This window comes from Krasilnikovia sp. MM14-A1259 (assembly GCF_047159535.1).
Lineage (GTDB): Bacteria > Actinomycetota > Actinomycetes > Mycobacteriales > Micromonosporaceae > Actinoplanes.
Window position 1 is genome coordinate 1871898 of record NZ_BAAGAJ010000002.1, and the last position, 24029, is coordinate 1895926.

Here is a 24029-nt window from a genome sequence, read left to right on the forward strand (position 1 = left end):
TCGCCAACTATCGGCCGCAGACCTGCGTCGCAGGTAGCGAGCAGGGCGCGAATGTCTGCGGGCTTCAGGACAGGCGTGTGCGGGTCGCCCTTGGTAGGCGTCTTGATGCCGAGCGTGGGGTCGTCGCTTCGCTCCCCTCGGCCACCATCCACCGGAAGAAGTGGCGTACGCCTGCGAACCAGCCACGGGCGGTGTTCGGCGAGGTGGTTTCCCGTAGGGTGGACGAGCCAGCCTCGGAGGTGGTCCCGGCTGGCCTGGACCGGCCCGATGCCGGGGGCTTCGCCGGAAATCCAGCGGGCGAACGAGCCGAGCGCCTGGCGGTACGCGGCGAGCGTGTTGCGGGAAAAGCCGTCAGCACCGAGCGCCACGCTCCCAACTGTAGGTGAGGGCGTCGAAGTCCGGATGCACTCCGCCAGATGATGAGCACCAGGGCCACTATGCACAGGTGCCCGATTTTGCAGAGGTCACGTTTCCGCAGCTAGGAGGCGCTGCAGGTCGGCCGCATTCGTCTGCGCATAGTCTCGATAGCAGTTGTTCATGAACACCTGGGTGTGTTGCGCCTCGGCGGCCAGGGCCCGCAGTTTCGGGGCCCAGCCGGCCAGTTCGGCGCCGGTGTACCGGTAGCCGTACTTCTCGTGGATGTCCTTGCTGGTCCACTTGTCGCTGTGGCCGTGGAAGCGGACCACGGCCAGGTCGGCGGTGGCGGCCAGGACGGGCGGCACGGAGCTGCGGTGCCCTTGCGGCATGTCGACGCACACGAACGGCAGCCCGTACGCGCGCAGGAAGTCCAGGGTCTCGTTGCGGTTGACGCCGTCGAACCAGGAGGCGTTGCGCAGCTCGATGACGGGTTGCAGCGGCTTGCACCGGGCGGCGACCTCGCGCAGGTACTCCTTGTGGGAACGCCGGATGCCGAACCATGGCGGGAACTGGAACAGCACCGCGCCGAGCTTGCCCGCGTCGTGCAGCGGGTCGAGCGCAGACAGGAATCTGGACCAGATCTCCTCGTAGGTCTGCGGGGGCAGGTCGCTCGGGTAGACGGTCGCCTTCTCGGTCTGCGGGCGCAGGTCCTTGTAGATCGCGGAGACCCGGGTGGGATGGCCGGTGAGCAGGCTGAACGCCTTGATGTTGAAGGTGAAGTGCGCTGGTGTGCGTTCGGCCCACAGCCTGGTGGTCTGCTCGGCGGGCGGGCCGTAGTAGGTGGCGTCCACCTCGACCACCGGGAACTGGCGGGCGTAGTAGGCCAGACGCTTCTCCGGGTTGTCCGCGGTCTGCGGATACCACCCCGAGTCGAGCAGGGTCCGGTCGGTCCACGACGCCGTGCCGACCTCGATCGCGCCCACGATTCACGCTAGCCCGGATGAGGCCGGTCCGCCGCCCGGCACGGGTGGCGGACCGGTATCGAATCCGGGTCAGCCGGCGCGGCGCTCGCGGTGGGATTTGCAGCTCACGCACGTGGTGGCCGACGGGAACACTTCCAGCCGGGCCACCGGGATCGGGCCGGCGCAGCCGTCGCAGTAGCCGTACGTGCCGTCCTCCAGCCGCTGCAGCGCGAGCTCCGCCTGCATCCGCCGGTCGAGCAGAGTGCGCAGCAGGGACGTGGCCGCGTCGCGTTCCGCGGTCTTGGAGCCGCTGTCAGCCTGGTCGTCGCCTGCCGCGTCGCCGATCTCGACGAGGCGCAGCTTCTGGTTCTCCGCCACCGCGTCCTCGTACTCGGTGTTGAGGTCTTCGAAGCGGGTCCGCAGCACCGTACGGATCTGCTCCGTCTCCTCCGCTGAGCGCCCCGTGGCGGTCTCCGCACCCTTCCCCGCGATAACCGTGCTGTTGACGAGCATGCGCTCCCCCTGCCCTTCCCCTGTGGCCCTGCCGGTCTCTGCCCCTGCCGGTGGGGTCCCCCCGGGCCGGCATGGCCTCCGTGAAAGCCGGCTGATACCCACCGCGGAAGATCTCAAACGGGATCTTCGCTGAAAAGTAATCGGAGCATAACTGTCAGTGCTCGAAACCGCCACGGACTGCGCCAGGATCCTTTCGCGTCGCAGGTCAGGGGCGGTTTTTCCACGTACGGCCGGTCCCGCGGACCGGGATTCGGGCCCGCCGACGGCCCCCAGACGGGCGCCGCGCCCGATTTGTCAGGGCCGCCCGACCAGCACGGCGGGGTGGCGCGGATCGTCCACCCGGACGACCACGTCGGCGAAGGAGGCGGGATCGACCTCGGCGTCGTACCGCGCGTACGCGGGCAGCGTCCAGCGCAGCTCCGGTGTCGTCCGCCGGCCCAGCGCGGCAGGCGACATGGTCAGGTGCACCGCCAGGTCGAACGGCATGCCACCGCCGAGCAGCAACGGCCCGCTCACCAGCACCACGGAGCCCGCGGGCAGGTCACGATACGGCTCGCGCGCGGACCGGTCCGTACGCGTGTCCCACAGCCTGGTCAGGATACGTCCGCTGCCGCCGGGACCGGTGGGGTCCAGCACCTCCCGGCGCAGCCCCGCCTCGTCCAGCCACCCGGCGTAGAACGAGTCCGGGTTGGTCCGGCCGAACTCCAGCCGCACCGACGCCGGGCGCAGGAAGTCCTCGGCGGCGATCCGGACGGCGGGCCGCCCGCGCAGCCGCAACGGGCCGACGAGCGCGTCCGCCAGCTCCGCCGGACCGGCGGCCGGGGCCCCGTCCACCCCCACTCGCAGCCACCCGTCGGGCGCGGTCGCCGCGAAGCGGTCGGCCAGCTCCTCGACCAGGGCCGCGAGGGAGACCGGGCGGGCACGCATGCGGCCACGATAGCCGCGTACGCCGCTCAGTCCTGCGGCTGCACCACGACGCGGGCCTCGTCGGACAGGCGGTACCCGACGCCGTAGACCGTGGTGATCAGCGGGACGTTGCCGCCCAGCTTGACCCGCAGCCGCCGCACGTGCACATCGACCGTGCGCTCGCCGGTGTGCTCGTAGCCCCACACCGCCGACAGCAGCTGCGTGCGGCTGAAGACCCGGCGCGGGTTCTCCGCCAGGAACAGCAGCAGGTCGAACTCCAGCCGGGTGAGCGGCAGCACCTCGCCGTCCAGCATGACCTGGCGCGACGCGGTGAGCAGGCGCAGCTCCGGCCCGCTGTGCGCGGTGACCGGAAATGCGGGTTCGGGATCCGGCGGCGCGACGGAGACCGCGCCCTGACCGAGCTCGACGAGCTCGCGGACGGCGTCGAGCAGGCGGTGGGCCTGCGGAGTGAGCCCCTCGTCGGTGAGCGGGATCGCCAGTGTGACGGTCAGCGCGGGATCGGCCGCGGGCGCAGCCGGAGTGCGGCGGATCGTCGCGACGTTCCTCGCTCCCGTCGCGTGCGAACCACGCCGCCCAGCGCGTGCCGACAGTGCCGTGACCGGCATGAATGCCCCCCAAATTGCGATACGGATAGGCCGCACCCCGAAGCGGCTGACGAAATCAATACATTCGTAAACGGGGTCGATATTGTCTGTCCCCGGGTTGTCCGGTCAAGGCGGCAACCACACTGTGGGAAGGTCGTTCCACATGAGAGATTTCCGCACTGGAAATGCGATTCCCGTCACGGGTTAACAGCATGCATCCATTCGTTGGAGTCCTCGGGAAAGAACAGTTTTCCTCGGGTCAAACTATCGCGTCCGAGCGCAGCCCGCCACCCGGGCAGTGATGGCTATCTTACGATGAGTACCCCTGGCCTCGCGCCGCCGCCCCGGGGCAAGTCGGCCAAACCGGGCCCGAGCTCGCGGGGAAAGTCCCGTTTGCCCAGCACAGCGCCCTGGTGCGCGACACGACCCGCACCGCGGCCCGGAACGGGCCACGCCGCCCACGGCCGTCGGAGCAGGAAGTGCTGGTTCACCCGGCCACGCCCGCCACGGCGCCGGTCGGCGTCAGCCGGAAATGGCCACGAGCTGTCCGGACCGCGCCACCTGTGACGCTGAGCCCAGGCAGCGCCGCCCGTCACATCCGCACCTCCACGAATGCACGCCGGAGATTGGCGCCGTACCCTCAGGTCGTTGCCGACGAAATCATCCGCACGCGAGACGGCGAAACGATCGCGTTCACACTGGGATGCCCGACCGCCCGTCTCTGCTGCGCTGCGACAGGAGCGCCGACATGATCCTCGCCCACGACATGCGCACCGCCGCGGACACCCTGCTCGGCACGTTGACCGGTGAGCAGCACGCCGCGGCGGCCCGCCCGTTCGACGACTCGGACCGCCGATGGATCGAGTACCGGCCCGAGCCGCGCCCCGGTCTCAGCCTGGCCGATCTCGGCGTGGCCGCCCGCAAGGCGGCACACCGCCTGCTCGCCACCGCGCTGAGCCCACCGGCGTACGCCCAGGCCATGGCCGTCATCGCGCTGGAGGAGGTGCTGGACCTCCGGGAAGGGTGGCGCCGGGGACGGCACAGCGAGGACTACCGGGTGATCGTCTTCGGCACCCCGGGCGCCGACCGGTGGGGATGGCGGTTCGAGGGCCATCACCTGTCGGTCAGCATGACCGTGGCCGACGACGTGGTCTCCCCCGCCCCGGTCTTCCTGGGTGCCAACCCGGCCCGGGTGGACACCGCCGGACGGGTGGTGCTGCGGCCCCTGGCCGCCGAGGAGGACCTGGGACGCGAACTGCTACTGGCCATGACCCCCGCGGCGCGCGGGCGCGCCGTCGTGGCCGACGAGGCGCCGTACGACATCCGCAGCGGCACGGCACCGATGGCGGGCACGATCCCACCCGCCGGGATCCACCGTGCCGACCTGCGCCCCGGCGAGCGGGCGCTGCTGGACCAGCTCGTCGCGCTCTACCTGGGCCGGCTGCCTGACGAGCTGGCCGCCGCGTACGTGGACACACTCGGCTCCGACGTGCACTTCGCGTGGGAAGGCCCGCCCGGGCCGGGCAGCCGCCACTACTACCGGATCCAGGCGGACGACCTGCTCATCGAGTACGACAACACCACCGACGACGGCAACCACGCGCACACCGTGCTGCGGCGCCCGCGCGGCGACTTCGGCGACGACGTCCTCGCCGCCCACCACGCGAGCGCGGCGCACACCCTGTAGCTATTGCCCGCTGGAGGTGAGGCGGCGGCCCACGGCCGCGATGAGCCGGTCCAGCTCGGAACCGAACGGGTTGTCGTGCACCAGGTACGTCCAGGTGGCGCTGGGCCGCACGATCTGCGCCTGCTCCGGCCGCCACCCCTCGTCGAGGTCGACCTCCTCGAACGTGTCGATGGTGCGCTTCTCGATGTCGGTGAACAGGGTCTGGAACGCGGGCACCGCCGCCCGGTGGAACTCGTCCAGCGGGTCCAGCTTGCCCAGCGCCCGCAGGTGCACGCCCTCGCGGACCTCGTTGAGATGCGCCAGGTGCTCGGCCCACAGCCGGTCCAGGTGGAACAGCGCAATGGCCCGGGCGGCGTCGCTGAGCACGTCCTCGTCGGTCGCCTTCGCCTTCTCCGGGGACCGCTCCAGCAGCATGATCGCAGCGATCTCGCTGGTGAGCAGCCGCTCCCGGCGCCTGGCCAGCTCCACCCGCTGCTGCTCGATCACCACGCTGTACCGCCACGTGTTGCGGTGGATCTCGTGGTTGACGCCCTCGGCGACCCGCTGGGCGTGCTCGACCGCGTAGTCCACGGTCTCGTCGTGCACCACACCGTCGATGTCCATCCGCGGCGACGCGGGCAGGATGTCGCCGGCGTGCCGGACCACCAGGTCGTCCTCCAGGCTGACGAAGAACACCGAGCCGCCCGGGTCACCCTGCCGGCCCGCCCGGCCGCGAAGCTGGTCGTCGACGCGCCGGCTGTCGTGGCGGCCGCTGCCGATCACGTACAGGCCGCCCAGCTCGACGACCTGGTCCCGGTCCTTCTCGTCGCTGCCGCCCAGGCGGATGTCGACGCCGCGGCCGGCCATCTGGGTGGAGACGGTCACCGCGCCCAGCGCGCCCGCCTCCGCGATGATCGCAGCCTCCTCGGCGTCGTTCTTCGCGTTCAGCACCTGCGAGGGGACCCCGGCCGCGGCGAGCTGCGCCGCGAGCTGCTCGGACGCCTTCACGTCGAGCGTGCCGACCAGCACCGGGCGGCCCTTCTCGTGGGCCAGCTTGATCTCCTCGACCAGCGCCTCGTCACGCATGTCGTGCGCCGAGTAGATCCGGTCCGGCTCGTCGACGCGGATGTTCTCGGCGTTCGGCGGGATCACCGCGACCTCGAGCTTGAAGTACTCCCGGAGCTGCTCGCCCACGTGCACCGCGGTCGCGGTCATCCCGCACACCGTCTCGTACGACGCGATGAACGCCTGCACCGTGACCGTGTCCAGCACCTCGCCCTCGGCGGTGGCGCTCAGCCCCTCCTTGGCCTCCACCGCGGCCTGCAGGCCGTCCGGCCAGCGGCGGCGCTGCGCGACCCGGCCGCGCATCTCGTCGATCAGCTCGACCGAGCCGTTACGCACGATGTAGTCGACGTCGCGGCGCAGCAGCGCCCGGGCGTGCAGCGCCACGTTGACCGCGGAAAGCTGCTCGACGTTCTCGTGGGCGTACAGATCAAGGCCCATCTTGCTCTCGATCTCGGCCAGGCCGGCCGAGGTGAACGCGACGCTGCGGCCGTCGTCGGCCACCTCGAAATGCTTGCCGGCACGCAGGTCGCGGACCAGGTCGGCGGCCTCGTGGACCGGGTCGCTCTCGGTGTGGATGCTGCCCGCCAGCACCATCGGCACGCGGGCCTCGTCGATCAGGATCGAGTCGGCCTCGTCGACGATCGCGGTGGCCAGCCGGCCCTGCACCCGGTCCTCGAGGTCCGTGACGAGCTGGTCGCGCAGGTAGTCGAAGCCCGCCTCGCTCACCGAGATGTACGTGACGTCGGACGCGTACGCCTCCCGGCGCTCCTGCGGGGTCGACGCCTCGGTGACCCAGCCGACCGTGAGGCCGAGCAGCGTGTACACCGGCTCCATCCACGTCGCGTCGCGGCGGGCCAGATAGTCGTTGACCGTGAGCACGTGCACCGGGCCGTTGCCGCGCCGGACGTGCCCGTACGCGGCGATCGTGGCGGTCAGCGTCTTGCCCTCGCCGGTGGCCATCTCGGCGACCTTGCCGGACAGCAACGCCATCGCGCCGAGCAGCTGCACGTCGTACGGTCGCTGATCCAGCGCCCGCTTCGCCGCCTCCCGGCCGATCGCGCAGATCTCCGTGTAGTCCTGGGCCTCGCCGGCCGCGGCGGTCAGCTCCGCGTCGTCGAGCGCCGCCAGGGCCTCCTCACGCGCGTCGATCTCCGGCAGCCGCCGGCGCAGCGGGGCGAGATCGACCGTAGTGCCCGGACGCTGCAGAAACTTACGGAACCGGCTCTTGAGCCGCTGCGACACACCCATGGCGGGCAACGGTACTTGATGCCGGCCGCCGATTGCGCCCGACTCCCGCCCTCGACGCCCGATATGCCGCCCGATTGTGCGCCCAGGATCGCCCGCGGGTCGGCCAGGGTCTGGTGGGCACACCGTCCTAGGCCGGCGCCACCATCGGGCCCAGGCCGGAGACGGCCAGGATGCGCGCGACGTACGGCTGGGCCCGGCGCACGACCAGCGGCACCTCGGCGCGGGCGGCGACCGCGCGCGCGTCCACCAGCGCCGCCACGCCGGCGGCGTCGATCAACGGCACACCGGACAGATCCACGACGATCGGTTGGGCAGCCGCCCCCGCGACCGCCTGCCGCAGCTCGGAGCGCAGCCGCCCGGCGGTGTCCCGGTCGATCTCGCCGCACACGCGTACGGTCAGCCGCCCGGCCATGCGTGCCACCGAGACCCGCATGTCGTGCCCGGCCCCCACCGTGCCCTCCCATCGGGGCAGCGTGTCGCTGAGCATCGCCTCACGCAGCCAGGTCAGAGCCCGGCTGAGCAGCCGCGACACGTGCATCTGGGAGACGCCGAGCTCCGCGGCGATCTCCGCCTGCGTACGGTTGCCGTAGAAGCGCAGCGCCAGCATGCGCCGCTCCCGCGCCGGCATCCGCAGCAGCAGGCCCGCGACGGTCAGCTTGTCGTCGACCGATTCCAGGTCCAGGTCCACGCCGCCGAGCAGGTCGCCGAGTTCGCCCGCCCCGTCGACACCGACCGGGGCGTTGAGCGAGGCCGGGCAGTACCCGGCCGCCGACTCGATCGCCTCGATCACCGCATCCTCGTCCACGTGCAGGTACTCGGCGATCTCGGCCACCGTGGGGCTGCCCGAGTTCCGGCCGGTCAGCACCGTGCAGGCCTGGGCGACCTCCAGGCTGAGATCCTGGACCCGGCGCGGCACGTGCACCCCCCACGTCTTGTCCCGGAAGTGACGCTTGATCTCACCCGTGATCGTGATGACCGCGTACGCGGTGAACGAGCCACGGCCCGGGTCGTACCGGTCGATGGCCTTGACCAGGCCGAGGCGGGCGACCTGGGTGAGGTCCTCCAGCGGCTCCCCGCGGCCCCGGTAGCGGCGGGCCAGCCGGCCCGCGAACGTCAGGCACGCCGCGATGAGCTCGTCGCGCAGAACGCGGCGGTCGTCGGGCGACGCATCGGTGCAACGCTGTGCGTAGGCGACCGCGGCGGCGTCGAGATCCGCCGGGGGACACTCCACCGTCTGCACATCCTCGGATGCCGGCATCGTCTCTCCCTTGCGCGGCCCCACCGTGACCGGTGAAACCGCCCTCGGCCCACGGCCGCGAAGCGCGACTGCCGCTCCGGTGCCGTCGTCCGGCGGCCGATCCGTGCGGTCTCGGCGGACCGGCCCCTTGGAGCGACGTTACTGCCCACGGTTGCCTGGCTCAAACGCCTCGACCGAAATGGAGGCCGGACAGCGAGGCGGGCGCGGGCGGCGGCGAGCAGCCCGGCATCGGCCTCGCGGCACCGGGCCCACGCGGAAAACGTCAGCGCGCGTCGTCCTGCTGTGGACGAGAGGGCAGGCCGCTCGGCGACTGCGGATGGCTTCCCCCGGCCTGGTCGGTGCTCTCGTCGTTGTCCTCCGGGCGCAGCGCCCACGAGGGGGTACCGGGATCCGTCGCGCCTGGCGCCGGCCGATCGTAGGACCGGCCGGGCAGGCCGGACGGGGCGCCGGCTGCCGGGCCCGGAAGTCCCGAGGGAGTCGCGGGCAGGTCGGTGGAGGCCGGCGGCGGGTAACCCGGACCGGGCAGCCCGGACGACGGCGTGGGCAGACCGGACGGCGTACCGGGTGCCGGGGTTCCGTGGCCGTGCAGTCCTGACGGGGCCCCGGCGGGACCGGATCCGTGCGCCGGCGTCTGCAGCGCGGCCGGAGTCGGGATCGGACCGAGCGACCGCGTGGCGCCCGTACCCTGAAGCGGGTTTGCGCCGGGCGCCTGTGCCGGGTCCGGTCCGGAGGGGACGGTGGGGTACGACGCTGCGCCGGTGTCCCCGGCCGGCGACGGTTGCGCCCACTGCTGCCCGGACGGGGCTCCCGGTTGTCCCGGCGGCGGAGGGTTGTGCTGACCCATCTGGGGTGGCTGCAGCGGCGGACGGTTCTGGCCCGTCTGCGGCGGCTCCAGCGGAGGCCGGCTCTGACCCATCTGCGGCGGCTGCAACGGTGGACGGTTCTGACCCATCTGCGGCGGCTCCAGCGAAGGCCGGCCCTGACCCGCAAGTGGCGGCTGGTTGCGCTGCGGCGGCTCCGTCGGGGGCCGGTTCTGGCCAAGCTGCGGCGGCTCCATCGGGGGCCGGTTCTGCCCGAGCTGCGGCGGCTGACTCTGGCCCGGCTGCGGGGCGTCCACGGGCGGCCTGGCCGGGGCCTGGCCCTGGTTCTGCGGGCCGAGGGGCGGCGGCCCTCCCGCGTGACCCGCCAACGGCGGCCGATTCTGCTGGCCGGGCTGGGGCGAGAGGCCCGAAGGCCCGGGGGTCGGCGCTTCGGGGTTCTGCTGCCCGAGCTGCGGAGGCTGGGCTGCCGTCAGTCCGGTCGCCGGGGCAGCCGAGAGGCCGCCGGGCTGCGCGGCCGGCAGTCCACCGGGCATCGGCTGGCCACCGGGCTGTCCGGGTCCGGCGCCGAACGGGGGCTGGCCCACGGGCGCCTGCCCGGCCTGCCCCGGGAGTCCGGAGTGCGCACCGGGCTGCGGGCCCATCGTGGAGGGTTCTCCGGGTCCACTGTGGCCGGGCTGCGCCTGCGGGGCGGGTTCGGGCCGGCCTGGTGCGGGCGGAGCCCCGGGACCCGGTTGACCTGCGGGCCCCGGCTGCGGCCCGGCTATGGTCCCCTGCTCGGTGGGCGGCCGGCCACCCGGCTGGTCCGGGCGCGGACGTGACGGTGTGAACTGGGGCGCGTCCAAGGGCCGGTTTTGCTGCACGTAGATCGGCGGGCCGAGGAGAAGCGGGTCGAAGTCGGGCGGCAGCGTCGGCGGCACGGCGGGCGGCGGGGTCACCGAGGACGGCCCGGCGACCGGCGGCGGGGCGGGCTGAGACGGGGCGGACGGCTGCAGGGCGGGCTGAGACGGCGCGGACGGCGGCGGTCCCGCGATCGGCGGGGAGGACGGTGCGCCTCCCCACGAGGACGGGACAGGTCCGCCTGCCGGCGCCCCGGAGGGGGGCGGCGTCCCTGGCGTCTGCTCCCACGACGGGCGGCTGCCCGCCATCTCGCCAGGGCCCATGCCCGGTCCCCCGGTTCCCGGGCCCGGGGGTACAGGCGGCGTGCCGCCCTCGCGCGGCGCGGCGAGACGCGATGACGCGGACGCCCCGTTCAACGGGCCGGCGCCGGATTCGGCCGGCGTTGCGGGGTGTACGGGGATGCCTCCGGCCTGGTCCGCAGCAGCGCCCCAGGCGGGCGCGGCGGGGGCACCGGGCGGGACCGCCCCCGGCGCGCCGCCGGACAGTCCGGAGGGAGCGGCGGGTACACCGCTGGGCGTGCCCCACTGTCCCGTCGCGGCCGCCTGCTCGGTGCCATGGAAGCCGCCCCTCTCGGCGGGCCCGCGGTGGGCGGCCTCAGCGCCCGGCAGGCCGGACGACACCGGGCCGATGGGAGCGGGGCCCGACAGACCGGACGGCGGGCCGCTGGGCGGGGGCGCCGAAAGACCCGACGGCGCGCCGCTCGGCGGAGGCGCAGACAGGCCTGACGGCGCGCCGCTCGGCGGAGGCGCCGAAAGACCCGACGGCAGGCCGTCAGGCGGGGGCGCCGAAAGACCCGACGGCGCGCCGCTCGGCGGAGGCGCAGACAGGCCTGACGGCGCGCCGCTCGGCGGAGGCGCCGAAAGACCCGACGGCAGGCCAGCAGGCGGGGACGCAGACAGACCCGACGGCGGGCCCGCGGGCGAAGGCGCGGACAAGGGCCCGGACGGCTGGGCGGTCGGCGACGACGCGGGCAGGTCCGCCGGGGAAACGACTCGGCCCGGCGCTTCGGATGCGGCCGGGCCGGACGGTGACAATGCGGCTTGCCCGGTGTCGACGGGCGGCAGGGTCGGGGCCAACGCCGGCGACAGGCCCGGGCCGGAGGCCGGCGGTGGGCCCGAGGGAGGAAGGGCGGGCGGCAGGCCCGAGGCGGGAGCGCCCGGGCCGCTCGGAATCGGGGCGTCCGCCGGCATCGGCGCCGGCTGGCCGGCACCCGCGTGCAGGCCCCGCCGAGCGGGAGCGGACCCGGGAGGCATGGGCAGGCCCGGCATGTCGAAGTCCGGTACGGGCTCCGCATGGCTGGGCTCACCGATGCGCAGCGTGGTCGGCGCTGCCGGGGGCATGAGACGCCCGGTGGGCGTGCCGCGTCCCTGCCGGGCCGCCTCGATCAGGCCGGACGATTCGGCCAGTCCCGCGGCGACGAGCACCTCGGCGGCGGCGAGACCGGTGGAGCAGGGCAGGGGTTCGCCGCAGACGGGGCAGGTGGTCATCGCCTCGGTCGGGCCCGCGCCGCCGGCGTGCGCCTGCATCACCTCCGCGGCGGTACGCGCCAGGACGCTGTCCGGCCGGATGTACGCCGTCGAGCCTGCTGCCATGGTCGTCCCCCGTCGGTCCGCCGCGCGCCGGCACGCGCGTGGTCAGCACAAGTTCACCGCGCCGGGGGCGGCTTCGGAGCGGTTTCGCGCAATCGGTAGACCTTCGGCGGACCGGCCGCGGGCTCATGGTGGCCGGATGCCGGTGATCACCGGGATAGGACGGCCGACGGAGTGACGCATTGAACCATCATTCACTCACTGTGCCCTAGAAGTCGCTCTCCGTACCATCAGTGGACAAGCATCTCCCCCCGGAGGTGAACCATGGACGACACCGGGCTGTACCGCGAACAGATCCTCCGGCACGCCGGTCCCGTCATCACCGGCCGCTTCCTGGGCTATCAGGCCTCGTACACCAGGGAGGTCAAGGTCGGGCAGCCGCTGCTGCTCGCGGTCGTCGCGGCCGCCGCCATCGCGCAGGGCCTGCTCACGCTGGCGCTGTCCGCCCTGCGCAGCGGCGGGCCGGGCGCGCGGCGCACCTTCAAGGAGCTGAAGAAGGGCCCCGAGTACCTGGTCACGCCGTTGCGGCTGCGCGACGATCAGGGTCAGACGTACGAGGTGGAGATGCACGGGCACCTGCCGGTCTCCGCGCTGCACCGTGGCGACCTCGTACAGTTGCGCACTCAGCCGCAGAAGGACCCGCATCTGCCGGTCAAGGCGTGGCAGGTCCTCAACCTCACCACCCTGCAGCCGCTGACCCCGCGGGTGCCCACGCTCTGGTCGCATCTCGGTCCGGGCCTGCTGATCCAGGCGCTGGCCGGCGTGGCCCTTGCGGGGGTGCTCGCGGCGGCGTGGCTCGCCTGATCCGGGGCCCGCGGGTGGCTTCACCCGCACCTGCCCGGCAAGGAGCCGGCCGGCGACGGCGGCACGGCGGCCGGTCACCGCCCCTGGACGCGGGGCCCCGGCCACGGGCCCCGGCCACCGGCAACCGGCCACCGGCCACCGGTCCATTCGAGACGGGACGCCGTACCGATCGGGCGGTACCCGGCCCGGCGCGCGCCCGCGGGAGTTGCGCGGCCCGATGATGCGGTGAGACGGTGACGGTGCGTGGGAAGGTGATGCGCGATGGGTGAAGATGTCGGGCAGCACGCGTTCACCCGCGAGGACCGTGCCCGGTACCGGCAGAAGATCCGCCGGAGCCTGGACGTGTTCGCGTCGATGCTGCGTGAGTCCCGGTTCGAGTTCGAGCGGCCGCTGACCGGCATGGAGATCGAGCTGAACCTGATCGACGAGCACTGCGATCCGGCGATGCGCAACGCGGAGGTCCTCGGTGCCATCGCCGACCCCGATTTCCAGACCGAGCTGGGCCAGTTCAACATCGAGATCAACGTTCCGCCCCGCCAGCTCGCCGGGGACGGCAAGACCGATCTGGAACGCACACTGCGGGCCAGCCTCAACAGCGCCGAGCAGCACGCCGGCAAGGTCGGCGCGCGCATGGTGATGATCGGCATCCTGCCGACGCTGCGCCGCGAGCACCTCACCGCGGACGCGTTGTCGGCGAACCCGCGGTACCGGCTGCTCAACGAGCAGATCTTCGCGGCCCGCGGCGAGGACCTGGACATCCGCATCGACGGCATCGACCGGCTCGCGGTCACCACGGACACGATCGCGCCGGAGTCGGCGTGCACGAGCACCCAGTTCCATCTGCAGGTCAGCCCGGCGCAGTTCGCCGCGTACTGGAACGCCGCGCAGGTCATCGCGGGCGTGCAGGTGGCGTTGGGGGCCAATTCGCCGCTGCTGTTCGGCCGGGAGTTGTGGCGCGAGACCCGCATCCCGCTGTTCGAGCAGGCCACCGACACCCGCAGCGAGGAGATCAAAGCCCAGGGCGTACGCCCGCGCGTGTGGTTCGGCGAGCGGTGGATCACCTCGGTGTTCGATCTGTTCGAGGAGAACGTCCGGTACTTTCCCGCCCTGCTGCCCATCTGTGAGGACGGCGACCCCGAGCAGAGCCTGGAGCGCGGCGACGTTCCCGAACTGCCCGAGCTGCGCCTGCACAACGGCACGATCTACCGCTGGAACCGGCCCATCTACGCGGTCGTGCACGGCCGCCCCCACCTGCGCGTCGAGAACCGGGTGCTGCCCGCCGGGCCGACCGTGGTGGACACCATGGCCAACGCCGCGTTCTACTACGGCCTGGTCCGTACGCTCGCCGACGCCGAACGTCCGCTGTGGACCCAGATGTCGTTCCACGCTGCGGAGGAGAATTTCCACTCCGGGGCCCGGCACGGCATCGCCGCGAGCGTGTTCTGGCCGGGCCTCGGCTACGTCTCGGTCCCGGAGCTGGTGCTGCGCCGCCTGCTGCCGCTCGCGCACGAGGGCCTGGACATGTGGGGGGTGCCCCCGTCCGAGCGCGACCGGCTGCTGGGCATCATCGAACGCCGCTGCCTCACCGGCCGCAACGGCGCCCAGTGGCAGGTGGACACGCTGCACGCGCTGGAGGCCGACGGCCGGGAACGCCAGGACGCCCTGCGCGAGATGCTCGGCCGCTACCTGCCGCTGATGCACGGCAACGTGCCCGTCCACGAATGGCCGCTGCCCGCCTAACCCACTCCTGGCGCGACGGCCACCGCGACCGTGACGCGGGCACCGGCCGTCTTCGGCAGGACCAGCTCCGCGCCGGGCCCGGCGGCCAGCAGCGCGGCCGCCTCGGCCACGCTCGGGGTAGCGGTCGCCGCGGCGACCCGCGCCGACGGATGCGGCACCCGGACCGCGGCGAGCTCGGCCGCCGGGAACACCCGGACCGCCCACCCGCGGCGGGCGGCGACGACCGTCACGACCTCGGCCCGCCGATCCAGTGTGGCCAGGAGGCCGACGTCCGCGCTGCGCAGGCCCGCTGCCGCCAGCGCGGCCACGACCGCCCGGTCCAGCTCTTCTTCGGGTACGCCGGAACGCGCGCCCACCCCGACGACCGCGCGTGGCGCCGTCATCCGGCCGCGGCGGCGACCACCCGGCGCGCGATCTCCGGGTGGCCCGCCCAGTGCAGATGCAGGTACGACGCGTGCAACGCGGGGGTGGCGAAACCCTCCGGGTCGGCGCCCCGCCACGCCCACGCGGCCCCCGCCGCCGGGGACAGCAGCGGGCCGGAGCGCGGCTGCACCACCGTACGGTGGAACTCGTGGCCGGTGACCCGCGTGCCGACGACGGCGAGCGGGCTGTCGGTCAGCGCCGCCGCGTCCCGGTAGCCCAGGGTCAGCGTGGGGGTCATGGCTGCTTCCGCGTCGAGCACCCCGCACATCGGGGCGCCGTCGAGGGAACGGCACAGCCACAGCAGGCCGGCGCACTCGGCCACGATCGGCAGACCGGCGGCGGCGCGGGCCGCGACGTTGCGGCGCAACGGCTCGTTGGCGGACAGTTCGGCGGCGTACACCTCGGGGAAACCGCCGCCGACGACCAGCGCCCGGGTGTTCTCGGGCAGCGCCTCGGCGCGCAGCGGGTCGACCGTGACGACCTCGGCGCCCGCACCGGCGAGCAGTTCGGCGGTCTCGGCGTACGAGAACGTGAACGCCGGCCCGCCCGCGACCGCGACGACCGGACGGCCCGGTACGGGCTGCGCCGCCGCCGGGCTCCACGCGGCGGCGGACAGCGGCGGGGCGGCCCGGGCCAGGGCCAGCACCGCGTCGAGGTCCACGGTGGAGGCGACCAGCGCGGCCAGCGCCTCGACCGCGGCGACCGCTTCGGCGCGGCGCTCGGCCGCCGGGACGAGCCCGAGGTGACGCGACGGCGCGGCCACCGCGTCCGCGCGACGCAACGCACCGAGCACGGGCGTGCCGACCTCCTCGCACGCCTCGCGCAGCAACGCCTCGTGCCGGTCGGAGCCGACCCGGTTGAGGATGACCCCGCCGATGCGCACGTCGCCGAACGTGCGGAAACCGTGCACCAGGGCGGCCACGGAGCGGCCCTGCGCGGCGGCGTCCACGATCAGCACGACCGGGGCGTTCAGCAGCCCGGCGACCTGTGCGGTGGAGCCGGCGTCGCCCGCGCCGGTGCGGCCGTCGTACAGGCCCATGACGCCCTCGACGACCGCGAGCTGCGCGCCGGCCGCGCCGTGCGCGAACAGCGGGCCGATCAGCCGCTCGCCGACCATGACCGGGTCGAGATTGCGCCCGGGCCGCCCCGCGGCCAGGGCGTGGTAGCCCGGGTCGATGTAGTCCGGTCCCACCTTGAACGGCGCGACCGTGAGTCCGCGCGCCGCGAACGCCGCGAGCAGTCCCGTCGCCACCGTGGTCTTGCCGTGCCCGGAGGCCGGCGCGGCCACGACCAGGCGGGGAACGCTCACCATTCGATACCGGGCTGCCCCTTGCGGCCCGCGTCCATCGGGTGCTTGAGCTTGGTCATCTCGGTGACCAGGTCGGCCGCCGCGATCAGGTCGGGATGCGCGTCCCGGCCGGTGATCACGACGTGCTGCGTGCCGGGCCGCTCGGCCAGCGTCACGACGACGTCCGCGACATCCACCCACCCCCACTTCATCGGGTACGTGAACTCGTCGAGCACATAGAACCGGTGGGTCTGCGCGGCCAGGTCCCGTTTGATCTGTGCCCAGCCCTCGGCCGCCTCGGCGGCGTGGTCGCGTTCCGTGCCGGCGCGCTGGATCCAGGACCAGCCCTCCCCCATCTTGTGCCAGGCCACGGGCGCACCGCCGGTCGCGCCGAGCGCCTTGAGGGCGGTCTCCTCGCCGACCCGCCACTTCTCGCTCTTGACGAACTGGAACACCCCGATCGGCCATCCGGCGCTCCAGGCCCGCAGCGCCATCCCGAACGCGGCCGTGGACTTGCCCTTGCCATGCCCGGTGTGCACCGCCAGCACGGCCTGGCGGCGGCGCTGCCGCGTGGTCAGCCCGTCGTCCGGCACCGTGGTGACCTTGCCCTGCGGCATCAGGCTGCCCTCCTCGCGGTCGTGGTGGTGGTGTTCTCCAGGTGCTCAAGCGGCACCAGGTCGGCGGCGAGGGAGGCGGCGAGGCGGCGGGCCAGGCCCAGGCGTACCGGACCGGACTCGCAGTCCACCACCACGGTCGCGACCCCGGCCAGGGCCGCGGCGGCGGTCACCGGATCGGGCCCGCTGGTGGCCCGGCCGTCGGTGACCACGACCAGCAGGGGACGTCGCCGCGGGTCGCGGCGACGCTCGGTCGCGATGGTCGCCGCCGCGGCACGCAGGCCCGCCGCGAGTGGGGTACGCCCGCCGGTACGCAGCGACGCGAGCCGCAGCACCCCCACCTCGTGGCTGGAGGTCGGCGGCAGCACCTGCTCCGCGGCCGAACCCCGGAAGGTGATCATGCCGATCCGGTCCCGCCGCTGGTAGGCGTCGCGCAGCAACGACAGCACCGCGGTCTTGACCACGGTCATCCGGCGGCGGGCGGCCATCGAGCCGGAAGCGTCCACAACGAACAGTACGAGGTTCGCCTCCCGGCCGACGTGGACCGCCTCGCGCAGATCCCGCGGCTGCACGGCGAACCCGTCGCGGCGGGCAGCGTGGTCCGCTGCCGGGTGGTGCTGGTCAGGCCGGTTCGCCGGCTCTGCCAGGCCGCCGGGTCGGCGCGGGACCGCCTGGTACGCGGCGTCCCGGTGCAGGGCGGCCCGGTGCAGGGCGGCGCGCAGCGTCGCGGGCAGGTGCGGGGCACCGGCGAGGCGGCCGTGCGGCACCCGGGAGCCGACGACGCGCCCCCGCCGGGCGTACGCCGGGGAACGACGGCCCGCGTGACCGCCCTCCCCGCGCGCGGCGATCCGCAGCGTGCGCGGCCGGAACGCCGCACCGGCCTGCGCAGTCCCGGACGCACCGGGGCGGCGTGCCGCGGCGTCCTGCGCCGCGGGGGGCGGCTCCTCGGGCGAGGCCGCAGGGGCGGGGTCCCCGCCGCCCGATTGCACGGACGACGAGGCGTCCCCGGGCCTCGGGCCGTCCCCCGGAGGCGGGCCGCCTTTGGGCGGCGGGCCGTCTGTCGGAGGCGGGCCGCCTGTCGGAGGGGGACCGTCTGTCGGAGGCGGGCCGCCTGTCGGAGGCGGGCCGGCGCCGTCGGGCGGGGTGGGTGGCTCGTCATCACCCCCGGCCTGGGACAGGGCGTCGTCGAGCCGCTGCTCGTCCGTACCGGGCGGGTCGAGCGGGTCGCGCCGGCGCCGGTGCGGCAGGGCCAGCCGGGCCGCGTCCTTGACGTCGGCCACGGTCACCCGGTCCCGTCCGTGCCAGGCGGCCAGAGCCACCGCACACCGGGCCACCACGATGTCGGCGCGCATGCCGTCGACGCCGTACGCGAGGCACACGCGGGCGATCCGGTCCAGTTCGGCGTCGGGTAGCACCACGCCGGGCAGCGCGGCGCGAGCCGCGGCGATGCGGTCCGCGAGTGCCCGCTCGGCGTCCGCGAACCGGGCCGCGAACCCTCCCGGGTCGGCCTCGTACGCGAGCCGCCGCCGCACCACCTCGGCGCGCTGCCCGGCGTCGCGGGGCGCCGCGACCGTGACCACCAGCCCGAACCGGTCGACGAGCTGGGGGCGGGGTTCGCCCTCCTCGGGGTTCATGGTGCCGACCAGCAGGAAGCGGGCCGCGTGCTTGACCGACACGCCGTCGCGTTCCACGTGTGCCCGGCCCATCGCGGCCGCGTCCAGCAGCAGGTCCACGAGGTGGTCCGGGAGCAGGTTGACCTCGTCGACGTACAGGGCGCCGCGGTGGGCGGCGGCCAGCAGCCCCGGCTCGTACGCCTTGACCCCGTCGGCGAGGGCGCGCTGGATGTCCAGCGTCCCGACGACCCGGTCCTCGGTGGCGCCGACGGGCAGCTCCACCAGGGTGGCGGGCCGGTGCCCGTGCGGGGCCTGCGCCTCGTGCGGGCCGTCCGGGCAGTCGGGGTCGGGTCCGGCCGGGTCGCACGCGAAACGGCACCCGCGCACGACGTCGACCTCGGGCAGCAGCGCGGCCAGCGCGCGGACCACGGTCGACTTGGCGGTGCCCTTCTCGCCGCGGACCAGGACGCCGCCCACGGCCGGGGACACCGCGGTGAGCAGCAGGGCGAGCCGCAGGTCGTCGAGGCCGACGACGGCGGAGAACGGGTACGCAGGCAGCACGCGGCATTTCCCTTCCGCGGGTGTCCACGCCCGCGCATCCTCAAGGTACGAGCGGCCGGAGTCTCCTGGCTCCCGGATCGGCGCTGTCCGCGGCCTTCCGGCCGTCTCCAGCCGTGGCGTCGTCGCGGGTCACTCCCCGGTCACAGTGGCGGGACCGCCCCGGTTTCGCACCGGGTTCCTCCGCTACCGCTCGTCGGCCATGCTTTCCTACCACGGCGCCCGGCGTCAACGTGACGTGACGCTCCACGCCGCACCTCAGGGCCGGTCCAGTTCGGAGAGCAGGTCCGTCACGGCGAATGCGGCGCGTTCGACGAGGGGCCGTCGGCGGCGGTAGAGCGCGGCGGCGTCCGGGTCGGGCCGGGTGGGTTCTGCGGTGCCGACGAGTTCGGCCGCCCGGTCCAGGTCGGGCAATGCGCCGAGGGCGTACCAGCCGAGCAGGCAGGCGCCGAGCGCGGTGCCGCCGGCGGTGTCGGCGACCGCGACCGGCAGGTCCAGGGTGGCGGCGAGCACGCTCGCCCACACCGGGGAGGCGAGGGCGCCGCCGGTGGCCCGTACCTCGGTGATCGTGACGCCCTCGTCGGTGCAGGTGTCCCGGACCAGGGCGAGCTGCTGGCAGACTCCTTCGACCGCCGCGCGGACGAGGTGGCCGCGGCCGTGCTCGCGGCGCAGTCCCAGGTACGCCCCGCGCAGCCCGGACCTCCACCACGGCGCCCGCTCCCCCAGCAGGTACGGCAGGCAGATCAGGCCGTCGCTGCCCGCCGGTACGCCGCCCGCCTCCGCCAGCAGCGCAGCGTCACGAAGATCGGCGTCGGTGGGCATCTGCTCCCCGGGCCGGCCCGTGAGCGCCTGCCCGGCCCAGCGCACCACCGATCCGGCGTTGTTGACGGCGCCGCCGATGACCCAGCGGTCCTCGGTGAGCGCGTAGCAGAACAGCCGGCCCGCCCGGTCCACCGCGGGCGCACGCACGGCCGTACGGATCGCGCCGCTGGTGCCCAGCGACACCGCCGCGGCCCCGGGGGCGGTGGCGCCCGCGCCGAGGTTGGCCAGCGGCCCGTCGGCGGCGCCGACGATCAGCGGGGTGGCCGGTGGCAGCCCGGCGGCGGCCGCGACGTCGGGGCGCAGCGTGAGCCGGTGGGTGGTGGCTACGACCTCGGCCAGTTGCCCGGCGCGCACCCCGGCGATCTCGAGTGCCGTGGGGTCCCAGCGGCGCCGGTGGATGTCGTAGAGCCCGGTGCCTGAGGCGATCGAGAGGTCGACGAGCGCGGGCCCGCCGGCGAGGACGCCCAGGACGGTCTCCTTCGCGCCGCCCCAGCGTGGGGTGTCGTGCAGCGTCGCCGGCTGCGTGTCGCGCCACCAGGCCAGCTTGGCGAGCGGCGACATCGGATGCACCGGCGTGCCGGTGCGGGCCTGCAACTCCCGGGCGTGTCCCGCCGCGGCGATCGCGTCGCATTGCGCGGCGGCACGGCCGTCGGCCCAGGTGATCAGCGGGCCGAGGGGACGGCCGCCGGCGTCCATTGCGACGAGCCCGTGCAGGAACGCGCTGAGGCTGACCGCGACGACCCGGTCGCCGCGGTCGCGGGCCTGGCGGGCCACGTCGGTCAGGGCGCGTACGGCGGCGGCGCCGAGCGCACCCGGGTCCAGTTCGGCACGGCCCGGGGCGGGTACGGACAGCGGATAGTGGACGCCGGCGCGGGCCCGCACCTCGCCGCCGGGGCCGGCCGTGACGGCCTTGGTGGCGGTGGTGCCGGTGTCGATGCCGAGGACCACATCCATGGGTACGGTCAGTGCCGCAGGCGTTGCGCGTACGCGGCCCGCAGGTCGTCCCAGCCGTACGCGAGCGCGTCGCGGCCGCGGATGACGCCGACCGGGGTGCCGTCGAGCAGCCGCGCGAGGACGGCGATGCACAGGTGCCAGCCCGCGGCGACCATGGCGTCCATCTCCGGCTGGGCCAGGGTGTGCCGCAGGGTGAGCCGGGTGCCGGCGCCGTCCGGGTCGAGTTCCCAGCGCAGCCGGTCCGCGCCCCACGTGTACTCCAGCACGCGCGGAGCCTCGGCGCGCACCACGGTGGCGGGCTGGTCCGCCCGGGTGTCCCCGTCGATCATGGTGAGTGTGGTGTCGCCGGGCTCGGCGAGGTCGCGGGCGGCGGCGAACGGCGCCCACTGGTCGATCTCGGCGGGGTCGGTCAGGGCGCGCCACACCCGGTCGGGCGGGTGCTTCAGGTCACGGATGAACACGAGCGTCCAGGTGTCGCCGTCGGGCACGACGGTCGCGTCGGCGGGCGGACCCGCGTCGAAGTCGGTCGTACGCATCACTCCTCCTCGCGATCGAGATGGCGTTCGAGCGCGTCCAGGTGGTTGGTCCACAGCGCACGGTACGGCGCCAGCCAGGCGTCCAGGGCCTGGAACCGCTCCGGTTCCAGGTGGTAGATGCGCTGCTGCGCGGCCGCCCGGCAGGTGACGAACCCGGCGTCGCGCAGCACCCGGAGGTGCTTGGAGACCGCGGGCTGGCTCATCTTGAGCGCGCCGACCAGGGCGCCGACGCTGTGGTCGGCGTGGCGCAGCCGGTCGAGGATGCGGCGGCGGGCCGGATCCGCCAGCACGGCGATGGCGTCCACGGGCACGAGCCCGACTATTCCACTCCCGTTATATAACCGTCAAGGCAAGCAACGGCCGCCGAACGCCGAACGCACACCGCCCCGCCGGCCGAAGCCGACGGGGCGGACGAGCGAGCGGGATCAGCGCTTGCTGATCGGGACGAACTCGCGCTCCGGCGAACCGGTGTAGAGCTGACGGGGACGGCCGATCTTGGTGGTCGGGTCCGCGTTCATCTCCCGCCACTGGGCGATCCAGCCCGGCAGGCGGCCCAGCGCGAACAGCACCGTGAAGAGATTCGTCGGGAAGCCCATGGCCTTGTAGATCAGGCCGGTGTAGAAGTCGACGTTCGGGTACAGCTTGCGCGAGACGAAGTAGTCGTCGGCGAGCGCGATCTCCTCGAGCTTGAACGCGATGTCCAGCAGCGGATCCGGCTTCTCCATCGTGGACAGCACGTCCCGGGCGGCCTTCTTCACGATCGCGGCGCGCGGGTCGTAGTTCTTGTAGACCCGGTGGCCGAAGCCCATGAGCTTGACGCCTTTTTCCTTGTTCTTCACGCGGTTGACGAACGTGTCGACGTCGCCACCCTCGCGCTGGATCTGCTCGAGCATGTCCAGCACCGCCGCGTTCGCCCCGCCGTGCAACGGGCCGGACAGGGCGTTCACCCCGGCCGAGACCGACGCGTACAGGTTGGCCTGGCTGGAGCCGACCAGCCGGACCGTGGAGGTGGAGCAGTTCTGCTCGTGATCGGCGTGCAGCACCAGCAGCATGTCGAGGACCTTGGCGATGGTCGGGTCGACGTCGTAGTGCACCGTGGGCAGGCCGAACGTCATGCGCAGGAAGTTCTCGACGTAATCGAGGGAGTTGTCCGGGTACGGCAGCGGGTGCCCGATGGACTTCTTGTACGCGTACGCCGCGATCGTCGGAAGCTTCGCCATCAGGCGGATCGTGGAGATCTCGACCTGGTCGGGATCGGTCGGGTCCAGCGCGTCCTGGTAGAACGTCGACAGCGCGGTCACCGCCGAGGAGAGCACCGCCATCGGGTGCGCATCGCGCGGGAAGCCGGAGAAGAACGTACGCATCTCCTCCTGCAGCAGCGTGTGCACCCGGATCTTGTCCGCGAAGACCGCCAGCTCGGTCGGAGTCGGCAGCGCGTCGTGGATCAACAGGTAGGACACCTCGAGGAAGGAGGCCTGGCCCGCCAGCTGCTCGATCGGGTACCCGCGATAGCGCAGGATGCCGGCGTCACCGTCGATGTAGGTGATCGCCGACGAGCAGGAGGCCGTGTTGACGAAACCCTGGTCCAGGGTGACGAAACCGGTTTCCTTCAGCAGCGCGCTGACCTCGATGCCGCCGGGGCCCTCGACCGCCTCGCGCACCGGCATCGTCAACTGGCCACCGGGGTGGTCGAGCTTGACATCCGTCATGTATTTCCCTCGCTTCACCGGCAGATGTCCCCTAGAACGTGAAGTTCACCGTAAACCCTGAACCTGAATGGGTCATCAGGTGCCCGCCCGCTGAGGCATTGATCACCTATGCAATGCAACACACACGCCATAGATAATGGTTGTGGAGGTGGGAGTCGATGCTGACCCCGGGCTCGACCGGTGTGGTGGTAGGTGTGAACCGGACCGCGGCCGGCCTCGCCGCGGTGCGGCTGGGTGCCCGGGAGGCGGTGGCCCGCGGGTGCGCACTGCGGATCGTGCACGCATTCACATGGCCTGTCCCCGGGCAGAACCCGGAGATCCAAGACTACGGCACGGCGCGGCACGCCGCAGCCCGGATGGTCGAGCAGGCGGTGCTGCTGGCACGGCGCACCACCCCCGCCCCCCGGGTCCGGGGCCTGGTCGTCGACGGCCCCGCCGTACGGGTGCTCCTGCAGCTCAGCCGTACCGCCCGGCTGCTGGTGCTCGGCGAGGACGACCTGGCCACCCGGATTGCGCCCGACTCGGTCCTGCTGCAGGCGGTGTCCCGCGCCCGTTGCCCGGTCGCCGTGGCCCGTGGCGTACGCCCGCCCAACGGCCCGCTGCTCGCCGGGGTGGACGGTTCCGCCCCCTCGCTGGCCGCGTTGCGGCACGCCGCCGCGGAGGCCCGCCGCCGGCACGTCGTGATCGAGGTCGCGCACGTCGTGGAGCGGCCCGGCCCGGCGGCCCAGGCCCGCGGGCGGGGTCTGCTGGACACGGTCGTCGCGGCCGTACCGGAGCTTCCTTCGCCTCGGCTCCTGCTGCTCACCGGGGAACCGGCGACCGAACTGGTCCGTGCATCCCGGCACGCCCGCATGGTGATCGTCGGGCCGCGCGGCGCGGACGGCAGTCCATTGCTCGGCGTCGTTGCCCACGAACTGCTGCGTCGATGTGTGTGTCCCACGCTGTTTGTCCACGGGACCACTGCCGACGACCACACCACTACGGGTACGGTGCCTTCGGCGGGGGCGCTGGCCTCCTGACCAGACGCGGGATGTGCCACCCGGTCCTGGCGGGGTGGCCCGGCGAGGTCTCGTCACGAAGG

General features: G+C 73.7%; 19 protein-coding genes and 1 riboswitch. Of the genes, 5 read left to right on the forward strand and 14 right to left on the reverse strand.

Annotation, left to right across the window (positions count from 1 at the left end; genetic code table 11):
• Positions 1-464: 464 nt before the first annotated feature.
• The 4 genes from ACMCNK_RS08095 to ACMCNK_RS08110 form a co-directional block, all read right to left on the reverse strand.
• Complete coding sequence (locus tag ACMCNK_RS08095; RefSeq protein ID WP_412735771.1) at positions 465-1340, reverse strand: DUF72 domain-containing protein; 876 nt, start codon at positions 1338-1340, stop codon at positions 465-467.
• A gap of 69 nt (positions 1341-1409) precedes the next feature.
• The gene (locus tag ACMCNK_RS08100) at positions 1410-1832 is read right to left on the reverse strand and encodes a TraR/DksA family transcriptional regulator (RefSeq protein WP_412735772.1); all 423 of its coding nucleotides are present in this window, start codon (positions 1830-1832) and stop codon (positions 1410-1412) included.
• Between the two features lie 294 nt (positions 1833-2126).
• Complete coding sequence (locus ACMCNK_RS08105) at positions 2127-2759, reverse strand: uridine kinase (RefSeq protein ID WP_412735773.1); 633 nt, start codon at positions 2757-2759, stop codon at positions 2127-2129.
• Between the two features lie 26 nt (positions 2760-2785).
• Positions 2786-3364 carry a winged helix-turn-helix domain-containing protein gene (locus ACMCNK_RS08110; RefSeq protein ID WP_412735774.1) on the reverse strand — a complete coding sequence of 193 codons (579 nt, stop codon included), beginning with the start codon at positions 3362-3364 and terminating at the stop codon, positions 2786-2788.
• 727 nt (positions 3365-4091) lie between these two features.
• Between ACMCNK_RS08110 and ACMCNK_RS08115 the strand changes: the two genes are divergently transcribed.
• Positions 4092-5030 carry a DUF3500 domain-containing protein gene (locus ACMCNK_RS08115; protein ID WP_412735775.1) on the forward strand — a complete coding sequence of 313 codons (939 nt, stop codon included), beginning with the start codon at positions 4092-4094 and terminating at the stop codon, positions 5028-5030.
• On the opposite strand, the gene secA2 is transcribed toward ACMCNK_RS08115, so the two are convergent.
• The gene (gene secA2, locus ACMCNK_RS08120; RefSeq protein ID WP_412735776.1) at positions 5031-7322 is read right to left on the reverse strand and encodes an accessory Sec system translocase SecA2; all 2292 of its coding nucleotides are present in this window, start codon (positions 7320-7322) and stop codon (positions 5031-5033) included. It abuts the gene before it with no gap.
• A 127-nt stretch (positions 7323-7449) separates the two neighbouring features.
• On the reverse strand, positions 7450-8580 hold the full coding sequence (locus ACMCNK_RS08125; protein WP_412735777.1) for a SigB/SigF/SigG family RNA polymerase sigma factor: 1131 nt from the start codon (positions 8578-8580) through the stop codon (positions 7450-7452).
• Positions 8581-9412: 832 nt separating this feature from the next.
• On the opposite strand from ACMCNK_RS08125, the gene ACMCNK_RS08130 reads away from it, so the two are divergent.
• From ACMCNK_RS08130 to ACMCNK_RS08140, 3 genes are all read left to right on the forward strand, one after another.
• Positions 9413-10219, forward strand: coding sequence for a hypothetical protein (locus tag ACMCNK_RS08130; RefSeq protein ID WP_412735778.1), 807 nt, complete (start codon positions 9413-9415; stop codon positions 10217-10219).
• A 1932-nt stretch (positions 10220-12151) separates the two neighbouring features.
• A complete protein-coding gene (locus ACMCNK_RS08135) occupies positions 12152-12691 on the forward strand; it encodes a hypothetical protein (RefSeq protein ID WP_412735779.1) in 540 nt (179 codons plus the stop codon).
• A gap of 261 nt (positions 12692-12952) precedes the next feature.
• The gene (locus ACMCNK_RS08140) at positions 12953-14431 is read left to right on the forward strand and encodes a glutamate--cysteine ligase (protein WP_412735780.1); all 1479 of its coding nucleotides are present in this window, start codon (positions 12953-12955) and stop codon (positions 14429-14431) included.
• On the opposite strand, the gene ACMCNK_RS08145 is transcribed toward ACMCNK_RS08140, so the two are convergent.
• The 8 genes from ACMCNK_RS08145 to ACMCNK_RS08180 form a co-directional block, all read right to left on the reverse strand.
• Positions 14428-14814: a cobalamin biosynthesis protein gene (locus ACMCNK_RS08145; protein WP_412735781.1), complete on the reverse strand. Its 387-nt coding sequence runs from the start codon at positions 14812-14814 to the stop codon at positions 14428-14430. The two genes, ACMCNK_RS08140 and ACMCNK_RS08145, sit on opposite strands and share 4 nt — an antisense overlap.
• Positions 14811-16166: a cobyrinate a,c-diamide synthase gene (locus ACMCNK_RS08150; protein WP_412735782.1), complete on the reverse strand. Its 1356-nt coding sequence runs from the start codon at positions 16164-16166 to the stop codon at positions 14811-14813. Before ACMCNK_RS08150 ends, ACMCNK_RS08145 begins: the two co-directional genes overlap by 4 nt.
• Complete coding sequence (gene cobO, locus ACMCNK_RS08155; protein WP_412735783.1) at positions 16160-16759, reverse strand: cob(I)yrinic acid a,c-diamide adenosyltransferase; 600 nt, start codon at positions 16757-16759, stop codon at positions 16160-16162. Before cobO ends, ACMCNK_RS08150 begins: the two co-directional genes overlap by 7 nt.
• Entirely contained in the window at positions 16759-18930 is a 2172-nt protein-coding gene (locus tag ACMCNK_RS08160) for a VWA domain-containing protein (RefSeq protein ID WP_412735784.1), read from the reverse strand. Before ACMCNK_RS08160 ends, cobO begins: the two co-directional genes overlap by 1 nt.
• A gap of 58 nt (positions 18931-18988) precedes the next feature.
• Positions 18989-19111: riboswitch (cobalamin riboswitch) on the reverse strand.
• A gap of 74 nt (positions 19112-19185) precedes the next feature.
• Positions 19186-20703 (reverse strand): gluconokinase, encoded by a 1518-nt coding sequence (locus tag ACMCNK_RS08165; protein ID WP_412735785.1) that lies wholly within the window; start codon positions 20701-20703, stop codon positions 19186-19188.
• A gap of 8 nt (positions 20704-20711) precedes the next feature.
• Entirely contained in the window at positions 20712-21239 is a 528-nt protein-coding gene (locus ACMCNK_RS08170) for an SRPBCC family protein (protein WP_412735786.1), read from the reverse strand.
• Positions 21239-21550 (reverse strand): ArsR/SmtB family transcription factor, encoded by a 312-nt coding sequence (locus ACMCNK_RS08175; RefSeq protein ID WP_412735787.1) that lies wholly within the window; start codon positions 21548-21550, stop codon positions 21239-21241. Before ACMCNK_RS08175 ends, ACMCNK_RS08170 begins: the two co-directional genes overlap by 1 nt.
• Positions 21551-21664: 114 nt before the next feature.
• Entirely contained in the window at positions 21665-22948 is a 1284-nt protein-coding gene (locus ACMCNK_RS08180) for a citrate synthase (RefSeq protein ID WP_412735788.1), read from the reverse strand.
• 158 nt (positions 22949-23106) lie between these two features.
• On the opposite strand from ACMCNK_RS08180, the gene ACMCNK_RS08185 reads away from it, so the two are divergent.
• On the forward strand, positions 23107-23967 hold the full coding sequence (locus ACMCNK_RS08185) for a universal stress protein (protein ID WP_412735789.1): 861 nt from the start codon (positions 23107-23109) through the stop codon (positions 23965-23967).
• Positions 23968-24029: the final 62 nt, after the last annotated feature.

What these genes read in the sequence shown, in the direction of transcription:
- ACMCNK_RS08140 (WP_412735780.1), top strand. Translation starts at nt 12,953, where the DNA reads ATGGGTGAAGATGTCGGGCAGCACGCGTTCACCCGCGAGGACCGTGCC.
- ACMCNK_RS08165 (WP_412735785.1), bottom strand. Translation starts at nt 20,703, where the DNA reads ATGGATGTGGTCCTCGGCATCGACACCGGCACCACCGCCACCAAGGCC.
- ACMCNK_RS08185 (WP_412735789.1), top strand. Translation starts at nt 23,107, where the DNA reads ATGCTGACCCCGGGCTCGACCGGTGTGGTGGTAGGTGTGAACCGGACC.
- ACMCNK_RS08115 (WP_412735775.1), top strand. Translation starts at nt 4,092, where the DNA reads ATGATCCTCGCCCACGACATGCGCACCGCCGCGGACACCCTGCTCGGC.
- ACMCNK_RS08110 (WP_412735774.1), bottom strand. Translation starts at nt 3,364, where the DNA reads ATGCCGGTCACGGCACTGTCGGCACGCGCTGGGCGGCGTGGTTCGCAC.
- ACMCNK_RS08135 (WP_412735779.1), top strand. Translation starts at nt 12,152, where the DNA reads ATGGACGACACCGGGCTGTACCGCGAACAGATCCTCCGGCACGCCGGT.
- ACMCNK_RS08100 (WP_412735772.1), bottom strand. Translation starts at nt 1,832, where the DNA reads ATGCTCGTCAACAGCACGGTTATCGCGGGGAAGGGTGCGGAGACCGCC.
- ACMCNK_RS08150 (WP_412735782.1), bottom strand. Translation starts at nt 16,166, where the DNA reads ATGGTGAGCGTTCCCCGCCTGGTCGTGGCCGCGCCGGCCTCCGGGCAC.
- ACMCNK_RS08145 (WP_412735781.1), bottom strand. Translation starts at nt 14,814, where the DNA reads ATGACGGCGCCACGCGCGGTCGTCGGGGTGGGCGCGCGTTCCGGCGTA.
- ACMCNK_RS08105 (WP_412735773.1), bottom strand. Translation starts at nt 2,759, where the DNA reads ATGCGTGCCCGCCCGGTCTCCCTCGCGGCCCTGGTCGAGGAGCTGGCC.
- ACMCNK_RS08125 (WP_412735777.1), bottom strand. Translation starts at nt 8,580, where the DNA reads ATGCCGGCATCCGAGGATGTGCAGACGGTGGAGTGTCCCCCGGCGGAT.
- cobO (WP_412735783.1), bottom strand. Translation starts at nt 16,759, where the DNA reads ATGCCGCAGGGCAAGGTCACCACGGTGCCGGACGACGGGCTGACCACG.
- secA2 (WP_412735776.1), bottom strand. Translation starts at nt 7,322, where the DNA reads ATGGGTGTGTCGCAGCGGCTCAAGAGCCGGTTCCGTAAGTTTCTGCAG.
- ACMCNK_RS08170 (WP_412735786.1), bottom strand. Translation starts at nt 21,239, where the DNA reads ATGCGTACGACCGACTTCGACGCGGGTCCGCCCGCCGACGCGACCGTC.
- ACMCNK_RS08180 (WP_412735788.1), bottom strand. Translation starts at nt 22,948, where the DNA reads ATGACGGATGTCAAGCTCGACCACCCCGGTGGCCAGTTGACGATGCCG.